The sequence below is a fragment of the Nonomuraea helvata genome (assembly GCF_039535785.1).
Taxonomy (GTDB): Bacteria; Actinomycetota; Actinomycetes; order Streptosporangiales; family Streptosporangiaceae; genus Nonomuraea; species Nonomuraea helvata.
On sequence record NZ_BAAAXV010000001.1, the window covers coordinates 2,684,320 to 2,702,576 of the forward strand.

An 18,257-nucleotide genomic window follows, 5' to 3' on the forward strand; every position below is an offset into this window, starting at 1 on the left:
TCGCCCTGGCTTACCATCCTGGACCGACAGCGCCTAGCACCGACGCCACCTGTCCCGGCACCGCACCCGGCCCAGATCCGGTAGTCCGACTCGACCACCGCGCCCAGCCCGAGCTCAGCAGGCCGCCCGGCTGGGCAACCGTGTACCCAGCGGGACCGTGGCCTTCACCCGGCGATCGCCCGCCCAGCGGGACCCCGCCTCAGCTCGGCGATCGCCCGCCCAACCGGACCCCGCCTCGGCTCGGCAACCGTTGGCCAGCGCGGGACCTTGGCCTTGGCTCGGCGACCGTCCGCCCAGGGCGGGGACCCTGGCCCGCGCCTGGCATCGGAGTCGTCCTTTGCCCCGACATCCTGCCGGGGCGACCAGGAAGATCCTTTGCCTTGCCGCTGTCCGCCGGGAGCGGGACCGCGCCCTACCTGGTGGAGTATTCACCCACCTGGTCGGCGCGGCCCGTACCCGGATGCCTGGGGACCGAGGACCTCGGCGTCAGGCCTGCTGCTCGGCGTCGCCCTCGGCGGCGGGAGCGGCAGCCTCGGGAGCAGCCTCAGCCGGGGCTTCAGCCTGGGCCTCAGCGGGAGCCTCAGCGGGGGCCTCAGCTGCCGGAGCAGCGGCTTCCGCCTCGGCGGCCGGGGCCTCACTGGTGCCCTGCTCGATGAGCTCGCGCTCCCACTCGGCCAGCGGCTCGGCGGCGGCCGGCTTCTCGTCACCACGGGCGGCACCGGAGCGGGCCATCAGACCGGCCGCGACACCGTCGGCGACAACCCTGGTCAGCAGGCCGACGGCGCGGATGGCGTCGTCGTTGCCCGGGATCGGGTAGTCGACCTCGTCGGGGTCGCAGTTGGTGTCGAGGATCGCGACGACAGGGATGCCAAGCTTCTTGGCCTCGCTGATCGCGATGTGCTCCTTCTTGGTGTCGACGACCCACACCGCGCTGGGCACGCGGCCCATGTCACGGATGCCGCCCAGCGTGCGCTCGAGCTTGTCCTTCTCGCGGCGGCGCATGAGGAGCTCCTTCTTGGTGAGCCCCGAGCCCGCGACGTTGTCGAAGTCGAGCTCCTCGAGCTCCTTCAGCCGCTGGAGCCTCTTGTGCACGGTGGAGAAGTTGGTGAGCATGCCGCCCAGCCAACGCTGGTTGACGTACGGCATGCCGACCCGGGCGGCCTGCTCGGAGATGGCCTCCTGAGCCTGCTTCTTGGTGCCGATGAACAGGATGGTGCCGCCGTGGGCGACAGTCTCCTTGACGAAGTCGTACGCGCGGTCGATGTACGAGAGCGACTTCTGCAGGTCAATGATGTAAATGCCGTTGCGCTCGGTGAAGATGAACCGCTTCATCTTCGGGTTCCAGCGCCGGGTCTGGTGACCGAAGTGAACGCCGCTCTCGAGCAGCTGTCGCATGGTGACGACGGGGGCCATGTGCTGGTCCTCCAGGTCTTGGCGCCCTGCGGATGGGCGCGATTCTCGGTTGTGCCGCGACAGCGCATCGTCTGTCGCCCTGATGCCCCGAAACCTCGCCAGCCGGGCGTGTAGCCCGGACCGATGGCGCGGTCCGCAATGGGACATGCGAAGTCGGCCTGTGGTCACAGGCCACCGAAAAGTCTACCTCCCACACCAGCCCAGCCTGACCGCCAGCCGTCAGACAGCCATCTCTCATCCCCGGCGCGCGCGACACCCTCAACCCGCCGACGAGAGACGGCCGAGAGCCATCCATCCCCGCTCAGCGCGCCGCGTCGTGATCCTCGGTAGGCAGCCCCTGCGCCGACCTCTTCGCCACGGGAAAGAGGTTGAGCTGCACTTCGGCGACCCTGGCCCCGCTCGGCGCGTCCTTCTCATCACGGTGGCGGGCGACGTACGGCTCGATCAGCTTCTCGATCGACTCACTGAGCCGGGCCAGCTCTTCGGCGTCGACCCTGATCCGGGTACGGCTGAACCGCGTGGCATCCCGCCAGTCAGAGGACTCCCTTTCGACCTGGGCCAGCGCGCGATCCGCTGCTTCATTGGCATCCCGGCGGAACGCCAGCATCAACGACAACTTGGCATCCCGCACATCCGGCTGATCGCCGGGAATCGAGGCGATGCTGATCGGCGCGTCCGCGGGCTTCCACAGCCGCTCCCTGCCGTCCCCCCGCGGCGGCGCGTCCTCAACGAACCCGTACTTGGCCAGCATGCGCAGGTGATAACTGGCGGCACTGGGCGTGATCCCCGCGATCTCGGCCACTTCGGTGGCGGTGGCGCTCCCCTCGATGCCCAGCTGGTTGAGGATCATCAGGCGCGCCGGGTGGGCCAGCGCCCGCATCGCCTTGGGATCACTGAGCCCCTCACTCATGCGGCCAAGGCTACCCCGCTCCCAGATCTGAAGCATTGCTTTCATAACTATGAAGGGTTATCTTCACAGTTATGAAGCAATCCCTTCACAACTCTCGTCCCTCCCACCTTGGCTCGGACCCCAACAGCACCGGTCACCACCAGCACCCCGAAGCCGGACTCACCACCCACGACCGGCATCCCGAAAAGGGATTCACCGCTCTCGACCGCGCCCCAGGACGCAATCACAGGTCCGACCATCCCAACCCCGACGTGGACAACCCCGCCGCGGACACAAGCGACGAAGGCGCGGCCGATCCACCCCCACTCCGAAAGCAGCGCGACTACCGCCTCCTCTGGACGGCCCGCACCATCTCGGTCACCGGCTCAGAGGTGTCCAAGCTGGCCATCCCCCTGACCGCGGTGACCCTGCTGGCCGCCTCCCCTTCCCAGATGGGCGTGCTGACAGCCGCCGCTTCGGTGCCCGCTCTCCTGGTGGGTCTCCAGTCAGGCGCACTCGCGGACAGGCTCACCCGGCACCGCCCGCTGATGATCGCCTGTGAGCTCGTGTCGTGTGCGGCCGCTGCCACGGTCCCCGTGGCCTGGCTCCTCGGCCTCCTCAGCATCCCCTGGTTGATCGCCGTAGCCCTGGTGATCGGCTCGGCCGGCGTGCTGTTCAGAGCCGCGAACTTCCCCCATGTCGCAGCAGTCGTCGCGCCCTCCCAGCGAACTGAGGCGATGGCCGGCTTCCACGCCTCCTACTCCATGGCCTCGGTCAGCGGCCCCAGCCTGGCGGGTCTTCTGGTCCAGCTCCTCACGGCACCGCTGGCCGTACTCGCGGAGGCCCTGTCCTTCCTGGCCTCGGCGCTCTTGCTCCGCGCCATCCGGACCCCGGAGAAGAACGAGCCGGCGACCTCCCGGGGCATGTGGCGCGACGTCGTGGAAGGCCTCCGGACCAGCGTCACACACCCTGTGCTCCGCGCTCTCCTGGGCGCGGGCGTCACGATCAACTTCTTCGCGATGGCGTACACGGCTGTCTACATGCTCTACATGGTCAACACGCTGAACATCCCCAAGGCCCTGATAGGCGGCCTCATCGCCTTGAGCGGCATCGGCGGCCTGCTGGGCTCCTGGGCCACGGCCCGCCTGTCCAAGCGCTACGGCGAGAACCGCATCCTGCTCGTCTCGGTGCTCTTCTTCCCCATCGAGATCCTCGCGGTGGGCCTGCTGACCGGCCCGCTGTGGTGGAAACTCTCGCTGCTCGCACTCACCGGAACGATCACAGGCGGCATCGTCGTGGCCTTCGCCACCTGCATGGGCGCCATCACCCTGCGCGAAACCTCCCCAGAGCTCCGCGGCCGGGTGAACGCCACCATGACCTTCGCCGTGCAGGGCGTCCTGGCCCTCGGCGGCATAGCCGGAGGCGTCCTGGCCGAGTTCGTCGGCCTACGCCCGGTAATCCTCATCTGCGCGGCCGGCGTAGCCCTGAGCACCATCTGGATCTGGACGTCGCCCCTACGCCCGCACCGGCCTCGACGCGTACTCACAGCAATGCCAGGCGCCAGCCCGGATTCGCCTCACGACATGGCTTCCTGGATCACTACCAAGCGCCGTTCCACCCTCTGACCGCACCCGCCGCCGCTTGCGCACCCACCCAAGATCACAACCGTCACCGACCTGCACGGCACCGGCGACCGGCAGGCCCATCATCGCAGCTCTTCGCCCGCCTCAAAGCCATCGTCCATCCACTTGTCCACAGGTCATCAGCAGCGACTCACTCCATCCACAGAATCCCGTTCGCCTCCTCGTCGCCCCGGCGCGATCAACCACACTCGCGCCATGAACGACCAGCCCCGCAACCGGCGACAGGCAGGCTGCCTTCGCAGCACAAGGCGCGAAGTCCCACCGCCCGTCCGCCGTCTCCCCAAGCCGGCCAGAGGAGTCCTGACAGCACTGGCACTGCTCTTCGCCGTCGCCGCGATGGTCCTCTTCATGGCTCCCCCGGCAAGAGCCTCCCCGCCCACCTGGCGCTGGCCGTTGGACGGGCATCCCCGCATCCTGCGCCGCTTCACCCCACCGCCGGAGCCGTGGCTGGCCGGACATCGCGGCCTCGACCTGGCCGCTCCCACAGCCACTCCGGTCCTGGCAGCGGGGCCGGGCACGGTCCGCTTCGCCGGCCCCGTAGCGGGAAGGGGCGTGATCACGGTCGAGCACGAGGGCGGCCTCCGTACGACATACCTCCCTGTCGCAGCGTCCGTGCGCCGGGGCCAACCTGTCACCGCAGGCTCAACACTCGGCGTCATGGAGGCCGCGACGGGGCACTGCCAGGAGTCCTGCCTGCACTGGGGTCTCCGACGCGGCACCCACTACCTCGACCCCCTCCTGCTCCTGGGCCACGCCCCCATCCGCCTCCTCCCGTTCTGGGCCATAACCGAGAACGCCCTTGAGCCGACGGGAGAGGGCGCCTTCGAGCAGGTGGCGGCCAGGAGTCAGGCCACCCGGCGCCTCAACCGGCAACAACCGAGAGCTCCAGCAGTTCCCCGTCCGCTGCGACCAGGGGATCCCGCCGACCTCGGTTCACTGGCCCGCTCAGCCTCGGCCCCCACGGCACCGGCCGTCGGCCTGGGCGGCGCACTGTTCGGGATGGTCATCCTCGTCACAGTCCTACGCCACCACCGGCGCACTCGAACGGCTCAGCACACTCACAGAGGAGGCCAGCACCGCAGGCACCGTCGTCGGAGAAAACCCCGAGGACACCGGCAGCCGTCATCGCCATGAGAGCAGGAGGCCCACCGACCCAGCAGGCGAGCAGTGCCGTCAGCACGAAGCTCGACACCAACGCCAGGACGCGGACTGACGAGGTGGACCAGCACCAGGGAGCAGCTCAAGAGGGTCGGCAGGGATCTCGAAGACCGATCACAGGCGGGCTTGACCGCCACATCCCGGCCTCAGGCTCTGGGGTGCGCCTGACGATACGCCGCTCTCAGACGATCGATCGAGACATGCGTGTAGATCTGCGTGGTGTTCAGCGACGCGTGCCCCAGCAGTTCCTGGACGCTCCGCAGATCCGCGCCGCCCTCGAGCAGGTGCGTCGCCGCGCTGTGCCGCAACCCATGCGGCCCCATGTCCGGCACACCCTCCACCTGAGCCAGCCGCGCATGCACCACTCGCCGAACGGTCCCCGCGTCGATGCGCCCACCTCGCACCCCAAGGAAGAGCGCAGCTCCTGTCCGAGCCCGCACCCACAACGGCCGCCCGTGGATGCACCATCTGTCCACCGCCCGAAGTGCGGGCAGCCCGAACGGCACAGACCGTTCCTTACGCCCCTTACCGAACACCCTGACGACGCGCCGGTCCCGATCCACATCGTCGACATCGAGCGCACACAGCTCACTCACCCGCACACCAGTGGCGTACAGCAGCTCAAGGATGGCCTGGTCCCGCAGTTCCTTGGGCTCGCCTGTCGAAGGGACCTCGAGGACGGCCTGTGCCTGCTCCTGGTCGAGCACGGAAGGCAACGGCCGCGCCGCCTTGGCGCTTCCCAGCAGCAACCCGGGATCGGCGGCCAGCCAGCCGCGGCGATGGCAGTAAGCGGTGAAGGTACGCACACAAGCGGTCCGCCGCGCCAGAGTGGTCCGCGCCTTCCCCTCGCGGTGCTGCTCAGCCAGCCACTCTCGCAGCACCCCGATGTCGAGCCCCTCGAGCCGCCCGTCCACGTGATCAAGCAGCAAGTTCACGTCAGCCAGATAGGCCCGCACGGTGTGCGGCGAAAGGTCCCTCTCGAACCGCAGGTGCCGGCCGAACTCCGCCACCACTTCGTCCCGGCCGACGCCCTCACCCATCTCCAAAATCGTCGCCTCCCGCCGTACCCACTCTCCCACTCACAGCCAAGCTCACCACCGCTCCGAAAAGTGCCCGTCACCGTCACAAGCACCTCACGAGAAGCATCCTTGCCCCACACCAACCCACTCCATCCGCAAATCACCGCCCAAGATCGGAAGTGGGAAATGCGAGGGATGCGACGTGGCCGGAGCCGCGCCAAGCCGCCGCCCGCGCCGAAGTCGGATGCGTGCGCCAATCGGATCGTCGAACGCACCGAAGCAGTTCCAAGGAAAAGCCATTCAGGCCACAGACCAGAAAGGCACAGGACCCGCGTAAAGCTCTCTACTCATCACCAGCGGCAACGAACTGGAGGATGCGCTCCGTCACGAGATCAGGGCGATCCATCGGTAGCGCATGCCCAGCTCCAGGCACGATCTCGACCTCGGCACCGGGCACGATGCGTGCCAGGCGGTCTGCGACCTGTCGGGACCTGTGGAGGGCGCTGCGGCTCGCGAGGAGGAACAAGGAACGAGTGCGGAGAGCGCGTAGGTCGTCGTCGCTGAAAACGAGGGCGTTCGGCAGTCGGCGCCGGTATCGTGCGGACGCCGGGATCAGACTCATGAGCTCCGTTTCCAGGATGGTCCCGTTGGCCACCAATCTCGCCAGGCCAGGGCGTAATGCCCGGGGCGCGAAGCCTGCCAGCCCTCCGGCGATCGCCCAGCCGAAGAAGCGCGGCCCCGGCAGAGCGAAGCCGGCGGGGTCGAGGAGGACGAGGTTGGCGATCCGGCCAGGGCGATGGATCTCGTGATGTATCGCTAACCAGCCGCCGTATGAGCAGCCGACGACATGTGCCGAGTTCACGTCGAGGGCCGCCAGTAGTTCGTCGAGCCATGCCGCGCCGTCGCGTCCGTCATCGATCGGCGCCTGCTGGACGCTGGCACTTGCCTCTCCGACCGTGTCGACGGCGATCAATGGATGATGGTCGCCGAGCGTCCGGATGTAGCGGTGCCACATCAGGGCATTCCCGCCCGCCCCCGGCAACAGCACGATCGGCGGGCCGTCGCTTCGGCCTGCGCGGTAAACACGTGTGGAGCCGAACGCGGTCGGCACGTCGACTGCTGCCGGCGGTCCCGGCCAGAGCCGGTCGAAGGCGCGCTGGTAGAGGTCGAGGAACCTGGTCTTCGCGGCGTCGTCCGTAAATTCACCGATTTTCATGATACATACGTATCATAAAGAAAGGTCAAGCGACATGCCTCTGCAAGTTGATCATGAGCAGCGTCGAAAGCAGATCGCCGAGGCGGTGTTGCGCATCGCCGAGGCCCAGGGCCTCCAGCAGGTGACCATGCGCGCCGTAGCCGCCGAGGCCCATGTCTCGCTCCGCCTGGTGCAGTACTACTTCCAGACCAAGGACGCGCTGCTCGTAGACGCTCTGGAGCGCTTGAGCGCGCAACTCGATGCCCTCATGAGGCAGTCGATCGCCGTTGCTGATACTCCGCCCACGCCACGCACCGTCGTGACGGCCGTCTTGACCACCATCCTGCCCATCGATACGGAAAGCCGGCGAATCGCCCGTACGTACGCCGCCTTCTACTCGCTCGTCCTCAGCGACCCGCAGTTCGTCGAGCAGCACGGCACCCCGCAACCAGACATGCTCGAAGGCTTTCTGGCCAAGCAGATACGCGCCGCGCAGGAGGCCGGAGAAGTGTCGGCCGACGTGGATCCGGCAGTGAAAGCGGCCGGGCTCCTGGCCATGACCAACGGGCTGGTGTCGAGCGTGTTGGGAACGCAGCGCACTGCCGAGGCCGCGCTGGCGATCCTCAACAGCCATCTTGATGAGTTGTGGGCTTGACCCGGGGTGCACCTCACGCCCCAGGCGCGCAAAGCTGAACCGCTTCCAAGCTCATGGCACCCATATCTCCGCGACGACAATGAGGAGGGGGCAGAGCCCACCAGGGGTGCCGCAGCGTAGGGCCGAGGTGGCGCCCGCGGGAGTGATGCACCAGTTCGGGCTGGTCACGCGGCGTAATCGTGACGGCCATCGCTTGGTCCTTCGTGGGCCTAGGTCGAGACCGAAGGAGACCAGAACGATGGCCGCAAACACAGTGTGCCGCTCGAGCGGTGGCCGGCGGAGCGAATGGGCGACCCGTGACCCCGACTTTGTCGCAGTCCTTCCTGCTCAGGGCCCCAGCTTCAGCCCGGGTACCTACGACCGAGCCGGCCAGATGTCCTCCCCGGCACCTTGCCTGAACCTGACGGCACTCCCCCGGTAAGACCGGGCCATCTCTAGGCACGAAAGTCGTCGTCCGGGAACGGGGGTTCGTCGGTCGGATCGGACTCCGGGGTGAGCGGCGGTTCCAGGACGGCGGAATCCGGGGCCTTGCGGTAGGAGGCCGTTTGTTTGCGCAGGCGCCAGCCGCTCGTGGTTCGTTCTATGTAGCCTGCCGCCGCCAGGCCGCCCAGGGCGCTCAAGGCGGCGTCCAGGCTGACGCCTGCGGCGACCGCGATGGACGCGGGGCCTGCGCCGCCCCGGACAGGGATCGCGTCCAGGACCTTGCGGGTGGTCTCATTGAGTTTGTCTCTGGGGACCGCCGGGGGTCGGGATGGAGTGGCCAGGTCGTCGCCTATGACGCCGACGAGGTCGATCATCTCCTCCGGCGAGGTGACGCATACGGCTTTGCGCTCGCGGAGGAGTTTGTGGCAGCCGGCTGACATGCCTGACGTGACCGGCCCGGGGACCGCGCCCAGGTGTCTGTTGAGGGACAGGGCGTGGGCGGCTGTGTTGAGGGCGCCGCTGCGCAGGGCCGCTTCCACCACCACCGTGCCTCGCGACAGAGCGGCTATCAGGCGGTTTCTGATCAGGAAACGGGCTCGGGTGGGGTGGACGCCGGGTGGGCACTCGCTGATCACGACGCCCTGGTCTCTGACGGCGGCGAACAACGTGTCGTGATCCGCCGGGTAGCAGACATCCACCCCGCAGGCCAGGACGACCACCGTCGGGGAGCCGCCTGCCAGGGCGCCCCGGTGGACCGCGCCGTCCACGCCGAAAGCGCCTCCCGACACCACGGACCAGCCTGATTCGCTGAGACCGACGCCGAACTCGGCAGCGATGTGGGCGCCGTACGCCGTCGCGGCTCTGGCTCCCACCACCGCGACGGATCTGAGGCAGGAGAAGCGGAGGTCGGCGGCCCCGTGGAGCCACAGTCCCAGGGGGCGGCCCAGGCCTAGCTGGTCCAGTTGGGTGGGCCATTCGGGGCTGCCGGGAATGATCAATCTGGCTCCCGACCTCTCCCCGGCTTCGAGGTCCGCTGCCGGGTCGGCGGCCGCCAAGCGGGCCTGCCAGGCGTTCAGGCGGGCGGTCAGATCGGGTGTGCGGTCCTGCTTGGCTTCATGGGCTCGCTGGGCCTCCTGGGCGGCGAACTCGGGCGGCAGCGCGCGTGCGCGGATCGCCTCCACTGCCGCCGGGGCGCCGTACTGCATCACCAAGCGGCCCATGACGGGGTCTCCGACGTCGGCGGCCCTCATGAGAGCGGCTCTCGCCTCAGTCTCGGTCTGAGGCCGGCTCTGGGGCCGGCTCTGGGGCCGGCTCTGGGGCCGGCTCTGGGCCTGGGTCATACCTACGCCGACGGCTGCACCATTGCCTGTGGCGGTGCCGGGCGCTGTGTTTACGGCGGGCGTGGTGCCGGTGCCAGCGCCGGTGCCAGCGCCGGTGGCACTGCCTGCGCCGGTGCCGGTGTGGGCGCTGATGGCGGCGGTGCCGGCGCTGGTGGCAGTCCCAGGGCCTGCTCCGGTCTCGGTGGAAGCGTCGCTGGAGGTCGCAGTGCCGGCGGCGGTGCTGGTGCTGCTCCCGGCTGGGGTGGACATGAGGGCTCCTAAAGGGGTGCAGGACCAGAGGCCGGGTGGGCCGCGACTCGAGCCGAACGAGGCGATGAGCGGCGCTTCAGATGGTCGGGAGAGGAAGTGGGTGTCGGCGTCACGACTGCACCCCGAGCCAGAAGCCGAGTGCGGCGTTGGTCTCGTCCTGCTCCGGGGCATCCTTGCCGGCCAGGTCGGAGAGCGTCCAGGCCACGCGTACGACCCGGTCGAGACCGCGGGCGGTGAGGGCGCCCGAGTCCAGGCAGGACGTCATGGGCTTCATGGCCTCGCTGGACGGACGGTAGTCGGAATGGAGGAGGGCCGAGGGGATCTCGGCGTTCGTACGCCAAGGGGTGCCGGCCAGCCGTTCGGCGGCTCGTTCGCGGGCCACGAACACGCGTTCGCCCACCGTCTTGCTCGTCTCCACGAACTGACGGTCGGCCAGGAGCTCGCGTCTGGACGAGCGGGCCACGGTGACCTTCATGTCGATGCGGTCGAGCAGCGGGCCGGAGAGCCTGCCCAGGTAGCGGCGCCTGATCGTGGGCGTGCACTTGCAGCTCTCGCCCTGGTCCTCCGACTGGGCGCAGGGGCAGGGATTGGCCGCCAGCACCAGCATGAACCTCGCCGGGAACGTGACCGAGCCCGCCGATCTGGAGACCGTCACGCGACCGGACTCCAGCGGCTGCCGCAGCGCGTCGAGCACATGGCGGGGGAACTCGGGGCCCTCGTCCAGGAAGAGCACGCCCCTGTGGGCGAGGGAGACCGCCCCAGGGCGCACGGTGGCGCTGCCGCCGCCGATGATCGCGGCCGACGTCGCCGTGTGGTGCGGGGCGACGAACGGGGGTCTGCTCATCATGGGGGCGTTAGGCGGCAGGACGCCCGCGACCGAGTGGATGGCCGTGACCTCCAGGGCATGGTCGAGCTCCAGGTCCGGCAGGAGGGTGGGCAGGCGCTCGGCCAGCATGGTCTTGCCGGTGCCCGGCGGGCCGAGCATCCACAGGTTGTGACCGCCTGCCGCGCACACCTCAAGGGCCCGGCGGGCGACCGGCTGCCCGACCACGTCCGCCAGGTCCACCGCCGGCTCGGTGGCGGGTCTGAGCGGCTCCGCGCACTCCTCGGCTCGCGACTCCGGGGCTTCCTCTCCCTTGCGCAGCCACTCCACGAGCTGACGCAGGTGGGACACCGGGACCACCTTGACGTTGGGCACCAGGCCGGCCTCGGCTGAGTTTCCGGAGGGGACGACGACCGTGACGTCCCCGTGCTCGGCCGCGCCGAGGATGGAGGGCAGCACGCCACGTACGGGCCGTATGCGGCCGTCGAGTCCGAGCTCGCCCAGGAAGAACGGCTCCGCGATGCGTTCGGCGGGAATCACTCCGGCGGCGCTCAGGATGGCCACGGCCACGGCCAGATCGAACTGCGAGCCTCGCTTGGGCAGGCTGGCCGGGAAGAGGCTGACGATGATGCGGGCGTCGGGCCAGGGGTAACTGCTGTTGACCGTGGCGGATCTGACCCGGTCGCGGGCCTCGCTGAGCGCCGTGTCGGGCAGGCCGATGAGGTGGATGCCTGCCAGGCCGTTGCCCACGTCGGCCTCGACCTCGACGATGCGGCCCGTGACTCCGATGACGGCTACGCTGCGGGTGCGGGCCACGGCCATCTAGATCGCCCCCCGTACGTGATTGAGGGCGAAGTCACCGGCGAAGCGCTCGAGGGCGATCACATCCACCCGCACGGCGGCGAACGTGCGCGACTGCGTGGCCAGCCAGGCGGCGGAGAGCATGCGCAGCCGGGCCAGCTTGGCCCGGCTCACGGACTCCAGGGCTGTGCCGTGGGATCTGCCTGATCGGGTTTTGACCTCGACGACGACCAGGTCGGGGCCGTCTTCGGCGATGATGTCGATCTCGCCGTGGCGGCAGCGCCAGTTACGGCCGATTATCTTCATCCCCTCGGCCTCCAGGTAGGTCACGGCTACCTGTTCGCCCTGTTTGCCGAGGTCCTGCTTCGCGGCCATGTGCCACCTCCGTCGGGTCCGCTCCTGGTCAGGCACTGACCTTCGCGGATGAGGGGTGGCGGAGAAGGGGCCGAACGGCGTTCTGGGGATGAAGGGTGGGGGTTACCACCCGGTTGTGGATATGCCCTGCCAGGACAGGACCTCCAGGCCGGCCGGTGCGGGCCGGCCTGGAGGTCATGATCACACGAGGTCGAACCGGTCCAGGTTCATGACCTTGACCCACGCCGCGACGAAGTCGTTCACGAACTTCTCCTTCGCGTCGTCGCTCGCGTAGACCTCAGCGAGCGCGCGCAGCTCGGAGTTCGACCCGAAGACCAGGTCGGCCCGGCTGCCGGTCCACTTGACCTCGCCCGTGGCGGCGTCGCGGCCCTCGAACGTGTTCGCGTCCTCGGACGTCGACTTCCACGTCGTGCCCAGGTCGAGCAGGTTGACGAAGAAGTCGTTGGTCAGGGCCCCGGGGGTCGTGGTGAAGACGCCGACCGGCGACTGCTGGTAGTTCGCGCCCAGGACGCGGAGCCCACCGACGAGGGCGGTCATCTCGGGGGCGCTCAGGGTCAGCAGGTTCGCCCGGTCGAGCAGCAGGTACTCGGCCGGCAGGCGGTTGCCCTTGCCGAGGTAGTTGCGGAACCCGTCGGCGGCCGGCTCGAGAGCGGCGAACGACTCCACGTCGGTCTCCTCCTGCGAGGCGTCCACGCGGCCCGGCGTGAAGGGCACCTGGACGTCGAAACCGGCGTCCTTGGCGGCCTTCTCGACGGCCGCGCCGCCGGCGAGGACGATCACGTCGGCGAGCGAGACCTGCCTGCCGCCCGTCTGGGCGCCGTTGAAGGCCTTCTGGATCCCCTCCAGGGTGCCCAGCACCGTCGCCAGCCGGTCGGGATCGTTGACCTCCCACCCGCTCTGCGGCTGGAGGCGGATGCGGGCGCCGTTGGCGCCGCCGCGCTTGTCGCTGCCGCGGAAGGACGAGGCCGACGCCCACGCGGTGGACACGAGCTCGGACACCGACAGGCCCGAGGCGAGGATCTGGCTCTTGAGCGAGGCGATGTCCTCGGCGTCGACGAGCTCGTGCGTCACCGCGGGGAGGGGGTCCTGCCACAGCAGCGTCTCGGCCGGGACCTCCGGGCCGAGGTAGCGCGCGACCGGGCCCATGTCGCGGTGGGTCAGCTTGAACCACGCGCGGGCGAAGGCGTCCGCGAACTCGTCGGGGTTCTCGAGGAAGCGCCGCGAGATCTGCTCGTAGACCGGGTCGAACCGGAGCGAGAGGTCGGTCGTCAGCATCGTCGGAGCGTGGCTCTTCGACGGGTCGTGCGCGTCGGGGACGGTGCCGGCCCCGGCGCCGTCCTTCGGCCGCCACTGGTGCGCGCCCGCGGGGCTCTTGAACAGCTCCCACTCGTAGCCGAACAGGATCTCGAAGAAGCTGTTGTCCCAGGTGATCGGGGTGTTCGTCCAGATGCCCTCGAGACCGCTGGTGATCGTGTCGGCGCCCTTGCCGGTGCCGAACGAGTTCCGCCAGCCGAAGCCCTGCTCCTCGATCGAGGCGGCCTCGGGGTCGGGGCCGACGTGGTCGGCCGGGCCCGCACCGTGGGTCTTGCCGAACGTGTGACCGCCCGCGATCAGGGCGACCGTCTCCTCGTCGTTCATCGCCATCCGGCGGAACGTCTCACGGATGTCACGGGCCGCGGCCAGCGGGTCCGGGTTGCCGTTGGGGCCCTCTGGGTTGACGTAGATGAGGCCCATCTGGACCGCGCCCAGAGGGCTCTCCAGCTCCCTGTCGCCGGTGTAGCGCTCGTCACCGAGCCAGGTGGTCTCGGGGCCCCAGTAGACGTCCTCGTCGGGCTCCCAGACGTCCGCACGGCCGCCGGCGAAGCCGAAGGTCTTGAAGCCCATCGACTCCAGGGCGACGTTGCCGGCCAGGATCATGAGGTCGGCCCACGAGAGCTTCTGGCCGTACTTCTTCTTGACCGGCCAGAGCAGCCGGCGGGCCTTGTCGAGGTTCCCGTTGTCCGGCCAGCTGTTGAGGGGCGCGAAGCGCTGCTGGCCGGCCCCGGCGCCGCCACGGCCGTCGCTGATCCGGTACGTGCCCGCGCTGTGCCACGCCATCCGGATGATGAACGGGCCGTAGTGCCCGAAGTCGGCCGGCCACCAGTCCTGCGAGGTCGTCAGCACCTCCGCGATGTCCCGCTTCACGGCCGGCAGGTCGAGGCCCTTGAACGCCTCCGCGTAGTCGAACTCCGCACCGAGGGGGTTGGCCACGGCGGGGTTCTTGGCGAGGATCTTCAGGTTGAGCCGCTCCGGCCACCACTGGCGGTTTCCACCGCCCTGAGTCGGGTGCGGGGCGCGCACGTGCGCGACCGGGCAACCGTCTCCGCCCTCCGTCTTCGCGTCTGTGACGATTGCGTCATGGTTTTCGGACATGGGAATCCCTCCGGCTATGCGGACACGAGCGCTCAGGAACTGAGGGCAGCGGAACAGTCGGGGCACAGGCCCCAGTAGATGACCTCGGCCTCGTCGATGGTGAAGCCGTGGTCGTTCGACGCGGTCAGGCAGGGCGCGTGGCCGACCGCGCAGTCGACGTCAGCGACGACGCCGCACGACCGGCACACGACGTGATGGTGGTTGTCCCCGACGCGTCCCTCGAACCGGGCCGGGCTGCCGGACGGTTCGATGCGGCGTACGAGCCCCGCCGCGGTGAGCGCGTGAAGGGCCTCGTACACGGCTTGAAGTGAGACGTGGCCTACGCGTTCGCGCACCCCGGAGGCGATCGCCTCGACATCGAGGTGGTCACCGTCCCGGACGGTCTCGAGCAGCGCGACGCGGGCGGCCGTCACCCGCAGGCCCGCTCCGCGCAGCTCCTCGGCGATGTTCGGAGAGCTGGGCGCGGTCATGACGCCGTACCTGACTTCATAAACGCGAATCATACAAGGGATTGAATGGTTCAAGTCTAGCGCCGCGCCGGGGTCCGGCCGTGGACGTGGCAGCGCCACGCCAGTAGGTGACCGTCCCTGTACGCAAAGCGACGGCAGCAGGACATGGCAGCGCAGGGGCCAGCATCAACAGGGCGAGCCCCAGGGCGAAAGTTCTGGGAGGCCGGAGCAGTCAGCCCGAGAAGCCCTCCTTGGGCATCTCCAGGTCCGCCTTGGCCAATTCCTCCACGTTCACGTCCTTGAACGTGACCACCCGCACGTTCTTGACGAATCGCGCCGGTCGATACATGTCCCACACCCAGGCGTCCTGCATCTTCACGTCGAAGAAGACATCGCCGTTCTCCGCGGTGCGGACGTCGAGATCGACCGAGTTGGTCAGGTAGAACCGCCGCTCAGTCTCCACCACGTATGTGAACAAACCGACGACATCCCGGTATTCGCGGTAAAGCTGCAGCTCCATCTCGGTTTCGTACTTTTCGAGATCCTCTGCGCTCATCGCGGTCCTCCTGTCGTACCGGTCCCCCGGTTTGCCTGGTCAGGCAACCCCGGCCCCCATTTCATTTTCACCCATCCCCCTCGCCACCGTGACGAAGGAGTAACGGTGATCAGGACACGGACCGTGCGTTTCCAGCGCCAGCCGGTGTCCTGGTGTGACATACCCCTTGTGCTCCGCGAAGCCGTACTGCGGGTAACGCTCGTCGAGCGTGACCATGAGGCGGTCTCGGGTCACCTTGGCCACGATCGACGCGGCCGCCACGCACGCGGCCACCTGATCCCCCTTCCACACGGCCAGCGACGGCGCCGGCAGCCCGGGCACCGGGAAGCCGTCCGTCAAGATGTACTCCGGATCACAGGGCAACTGCGCGACAGCGCGCCGCATTCCTGAAACGTTGCATTTGTGCAGACCTTTAGCGTCGATCTCCCCCGGCGAGATGATCACTATGCCGATGTGGGAGACGCGCAGAATCTGGTCGTAGAGGCGTTCGCGCACCGCCGGGCTCAGCAGCTTCGAGTCGCCGAGGCCGTCGATCTGCCTGCGCAGGATCACGGCCGCGACGACGAGCGGCCCCGCGCAGGCGCCGCGGCCGGCCTCGTCGACGCCCGCGATGGGGGTGAGGCCGCGGCGGGCGAGTGCCCGCTCATAGGCATAGAGCCCGGAATCGCGCCGGACGACACTCGGCCGAGGACGGAACGCAACTGTCATGACAGAGGCAGCGTACGCCCCATACGCCGCGAACCGCGACCGGAAGCGACCGCTACTTGACCTTGTCGAAGGTGTCAGGACGGGAGAAGAGATAGCCCCGCGACAGCGGCCAGTAACGCACCACGGCCTTGCCGATCACGTCGTTCTCCGAGATGAACCCGCCTCCGGGCTCGTCCATGTGGGCCCGCGAGTCGGCCGAGGCGCTGCGGTGGTCACCCATGAGCCAGAGCTTGCCCGCAGGCACCGTGACGTTGAACTTATCGCCGGAAGCGTAATCATTGGGGAAGAGGTAGGACTGCTCGTCCAGCGGGGTGCCGTTGACGGTGATGCGCTTCTTGGAGTCGCAGCACACCACCTTGTCGCCGCCGATGCCGATAACCCGCTTGATGGTGTCCTCGCCGGTGGTCCAGCCCTTGAACACCACGATGTCGCCGCGCTCGGGCTTGCCCGAGAGCTTGTTGACGAAGACCCGGTCGTTGATCAGCAGAGTGTTCTCCATCGACTCCGACGGAATGTAGAAAGAGCCGACCACGAACGCCTGCAGCAGCAGCGCGATGCCCACTCCGAGGACCAGCAGCAGGACGGTCTCGCGGAAACCACCCTTCTTCTTCTCTTTCCCCACACCCTCCGCCTTCTTGGTGACGGCCATCAACGCCTCCTCCTGCCCAACCAGCGGCGACGAACCAAGATCAAGGGTACGGCGAACGCGAACCCGGCGAGCATCGGCACGGAGTCACCGAGCGCCTGAAGCGCCGGTTGCGCGAACGTGGCGGGAATGTCGATCGAGGTCGCCCGGTTGAACGGCCAGACGATCACGAAGGCGCGCCCGACGACCTGACTCACGGGGATGGAGCCGCCACCGGCGTCACCGGTGTGGGAGCGGGAGTCGAGCGAGACCGACCGGTGGTCGCCCATCACCCACAGCCGCTCGTCCGGCACCTTGATGTCGAAGAACCTGTCGGACGGCACATTGCCCGGATAGAGATAGCTCTCCTCGTCGATGGGCGTGCCGTTGACCGTGATGCGTCCCTTGGAGTCGCAGCACTTGACGTGGTCGCCCCCGACGCCGATGACCCGCTTGATGTAGTCCTTCTCGCCGGGCACGAGGCCGAACGCCGTGCCGACCCACCGGAAGAACCCCGCGACCGGGTTGGACGGCTCCTCCATCTGGAACTCGCCGTCCCAGGAGTCGACGCCCGAGAACACCACCACGTCGCCGCGCTCGATGTCACGGGTGTGGTAGACCAGCTTGTTGACCAGGACCCTGTCGTTTTTCAGCAGGGTGTTCTCCATCGACTCCGATGGAATGTAGAAGGCCTGGACCACAAACGTCTTGATGATCAGGGCCAGCACCAGCGCGACAACGACAAGAACGGGAAGTTCTTTCCAGAACGACCCCTTCTTCTCATTTTTCCCATCTTTTGCCGGCTTCTGAGTCTCTTCGGCGACCACGTCCACCTCGTCCTCGACAGGGCGGCGCGCAGCGCCGTGCTCCTGGCTCTCGCTAGTCATCGCTGACGAGCCTAGATGATGCGTCGGCTCGACAAGCCCGGACCGACGTTACACCCATGCACGAGTCGCTCCGCATAAAGGAAACGGCCTGCAAAGCCGAATGGCCCGCGCGAAGGCGCGGGCCACCGAGAAAGACCAGGTTACTTCGCGGGCGTGGTCTCGCGCTTCTCGCGGATGCGGGCGGCCTTGCCGCGCAGGTCACGCATGTAGTAGAGCTTGGCGCGACGCACGTCGCCGCGGGTCACGAGCGCGATCTTCTCGATGACCGGGCTGTGCACGGGGAAGGTGCGCTCGACGCCGACGCCGTAGCTGACCTTGCGGACCGTGAAGGTCTCGCGGGCGCCGCTGCCCTGCCTGCGCAGCACGAAGCCCTTGAAGACCTGGATACGGGAGCGGTTTCCTTCGACGACTCGTACGTGGACCTCGAGCGTGTCACCGGGGCGGAAATCCGGCACGTCGCTGCGCAGGGTCGCCTTCTCGAGCTCCTGGATCTTCGTGTGCATGAGAGCTGTCCTCAAGTCCTCGTGAGCACGCGGAGGTCCACCCGGCCGTGGCTCGCGGCGGACGCGCTTGCTGATCTGGTGTGCCCGGGACGTTTCCCGGGCATGACGAACCAACCACATGAGGTTGGTAGCGA

17 protein-coding genes are annotated in these 18,257 nt (G+C 68.3%); 3 read left to right on the forward strand and 14 right to left on the reverse strand.

Annotated features, from left to right (window positions below):
• Window positions 1-486 precede the first annotated feature (486 nt).
• Both rpsB and ABD830_RS12400 read right to left on the reverse strand, forming a co-directional pair.
• Window positions 487-1,413 carry a 30S ribosomal protein S2 gene (gene rpsB / locus ABD830_RS12395; RefSeq protein WP_344986821.1) on the reverse strand — a complete coding sequence of 309 codons (927 nt, stop codon included), beginning with the start codon at window positions 1,411-1,413 and terminating at the stop codon, window positions 487-489.
• 301 nt (window positions 1,414-1,714) lie between these two features.
• On the reverse strand, window positions 1,715-2,323 hold the full coding sequence (locus tag ABD830_RS12400) for an ArsR/SmtB family transcription factor (protein ID WP_344986822.1): 609 nt from the start codon (window positions 2,321-2,323) through the stop codon (window positions 1,715-1,717).
• A 71-nt stretch (window positions 2,324-2,394) separates the two neighbouring features.
• Here ABD830_RS12400 and ABD830_RS12405 point away from each other — a divergent pair, with 71 nt between their 5' ends.
• On the forward strand, window positions 2,395-3,927 hold the full coding sequence (locus tag ABD830_RS12405; RefSeq protein WP_344986823.1) for an MFS transporter: 1,533 nt from the start codon (window positions 2,395-2,397) through the stop codon (window positions 3,925-3,927).
• 213 nt (window positions 3,928-4,140) lie between these two features.
• On the forward strand, window positions 4,141-5,079 hold the full coding sequence (locus ABD830_RS12410) for a M23 family metallopeptidase (protein WP_344986824.1): 939 nt from the start codon (window positions 4,141-4,143) through the stop codon (window positions 5,077-5,079).
• 170 nt (window positions 5,080-5,249) lie between these two features.
• Here ABD830_RS12410 and ABD830_RS12415 read toward each other — a convergent pair whose 3' ends face one another.
• Window positions 5,250-6,143 carry a tyrosine recombinase XerC gene (locus ABD830_RS12415; protein WP_344986826.1) on the reverse strand — a complete coding sequence of 298 codons (894 nt, stop codon included), beginning with the start codon at window positions 6,141-6,143 and terminating at the stop codon, window positions 5,250-5,252.
• Window positions 6,144-6,465: 322 nt separating this feature from the next.
• Window positions 6,466-7,338 carry an alpha/beta fold hydrolase gene (locus ABD830_RS12420; RefSeq protein WP_344986827.1) on the reverse strand — a complete coding sequence of 291 codons (873 nt, stop codon included), beginning with the start codon at window positions 7,336-7,338 and terminating at the stop codon, window positions 6,466-6,468.
• A gap of 34 nt (window positions 7,339-7,372) precedes the next feature.
• Here ABD830_RS12420 and ABD830_RS12425 point away from each other — a divergent pair, with 34 nt between their 5' ends.
• Entirely contained in the window at window positions 7,373-7,972 is a 600-nt protein-coding gene (locus tag ABD830_RS12425; protein WP_344986828.1) for a TetR/AcrR family transcriptional regulator, read from the forward strand.
• Window positions 7,973-8,406: 434 nt separating this feature from the next.
• Here the strand turns inward: ABD830_RS12425 and dprA are convergent, their stop codons facing one another.
• The 10 genes from dprA to rplS all read right to left on the reverse strand — a co-directional run bounded on the left by dprA (window position 8,407) and on the right by rplS (window position 18,123).
• A complete protein-coding gene (gene dprA, locus ABD830_RS12430) occupies window positions 8,407-9,615 on the reverse strand; it encodes a DNA-processing protein DprA (protein ID WP_344986829.1) in 1,209 nt (402 codons plus the stop codon).
• Between the two features lie 478 nt (window positions 9,616-10,093).
• Window positions 10,094-11,629 carry a YifB family Mg chelatase-like AAA ATPase gene (locus ABD830_RS12435; protein WP_344986830.1) on the reverse strand — a complete coding sequence of 512 codons (1,536 nt, stop codon included), beginning with the start codon at window positions 11,627-11,629 and terminating at the stop codon, window positions 10,094-10,096.
• Entirely contained in the window at window positions 11,630-11,983 is a 354-nt protein-coding gene (locus ABD830_RS12440; protein ID WP_344986831.1) for a YraN family protein, read from the reverse strand.
• Between the two features lie 180 nt (window positions 11,984-12,163).
• Complete coding sequence (gene katG / locus ABD830_RS12445; RefSeq protein ID WP_344986832.1) at window positions 12,164-14,395, reverse strand: catalase/peroxidase HPI; 2,232 nt, start codon at window positions 14,393-14,395, stop codon at window positions 12,164-12,166.
• A 32-nt stretch (window positions 14,396-14,427) separates the two neighbouring features.
• A complete protein-coding gene (locus ABD830_RS12450; protein WP_344987672.1) occupies window positions 14,428-14,865 on the reverse strand; it encodes a Fur family transcriptional regulator in 438 nt (145 codons plus the stop codon).
• A 211-nt stretch (window positions 14,866-15,076) separates the two neighbouring features.
• On the reverse strand, window positions 15,077-15,400 hold the full coding sequence (locus ABD830_RS12455; protein WP_026215037.1) for a DUF2469 domain-containing protein: 324 nt from the start codon (window positions 15,398-15,400) through the stop codon (window positions 15,077-15,079).
• A 39-nt stretch (window positions 15,401-15,439) separates the two neighbouring features.
• Window positions 15,440-16,108: a ribonuclease HII gene (locus ABD830_RS12460; RefSeq protein WP_344986833.1), complete on the reverse strand. Its 669-nt coding sequence runs from the start codon at window positions 16,106-16,108 to the stop codon at window positions 15,440-15,442.
• A gap of 52 nt (window positions 16,109-16,160) precedes the next feature.
• Window positions 16,161-16,757, reverse strand: coding sequence for a signal peptidase I (gene lepB, locus ABD830_RS12465; RefSeq protein ID WP_344986834.1), 597 nt, complete (start codon window positions 16,755-16,757; stop codon window positions 16,161-16,163).
• A complete protein-coding gene (gene lepB / locus ABD830_RS12470) occupies window positions 16,757-17,620 on the reverse strand; it encodes a signal peptidase I (RefSeq protein ID WP_344986835.1) in 864 nt (287 codons plus the stop codon). Before lepB (ABD830_RS12470) ends, lepB (ABD830_RS12465) begins: the two co-directional genes overlap by 1 nt.
• Window positions 17,621-17,760: 140 nt before the next feature.
• Window positions 17,761-18,123 carry a 50S ribosomal protein L19 gene (rplS, locus tag ABD830_RS12475; RefSeq protein ID WP_344986836.1) on the reverse strand — a complete coding sequence of 121 codons (363 nt, stop codon included), beginning with the start codon at window positions 18,121-18,123 and terminating at the stop codon, window positions 17,761-17,763.
• Between the last annotated feature and the right edge of the window lie 134 nt (window positions 18,124-18,257).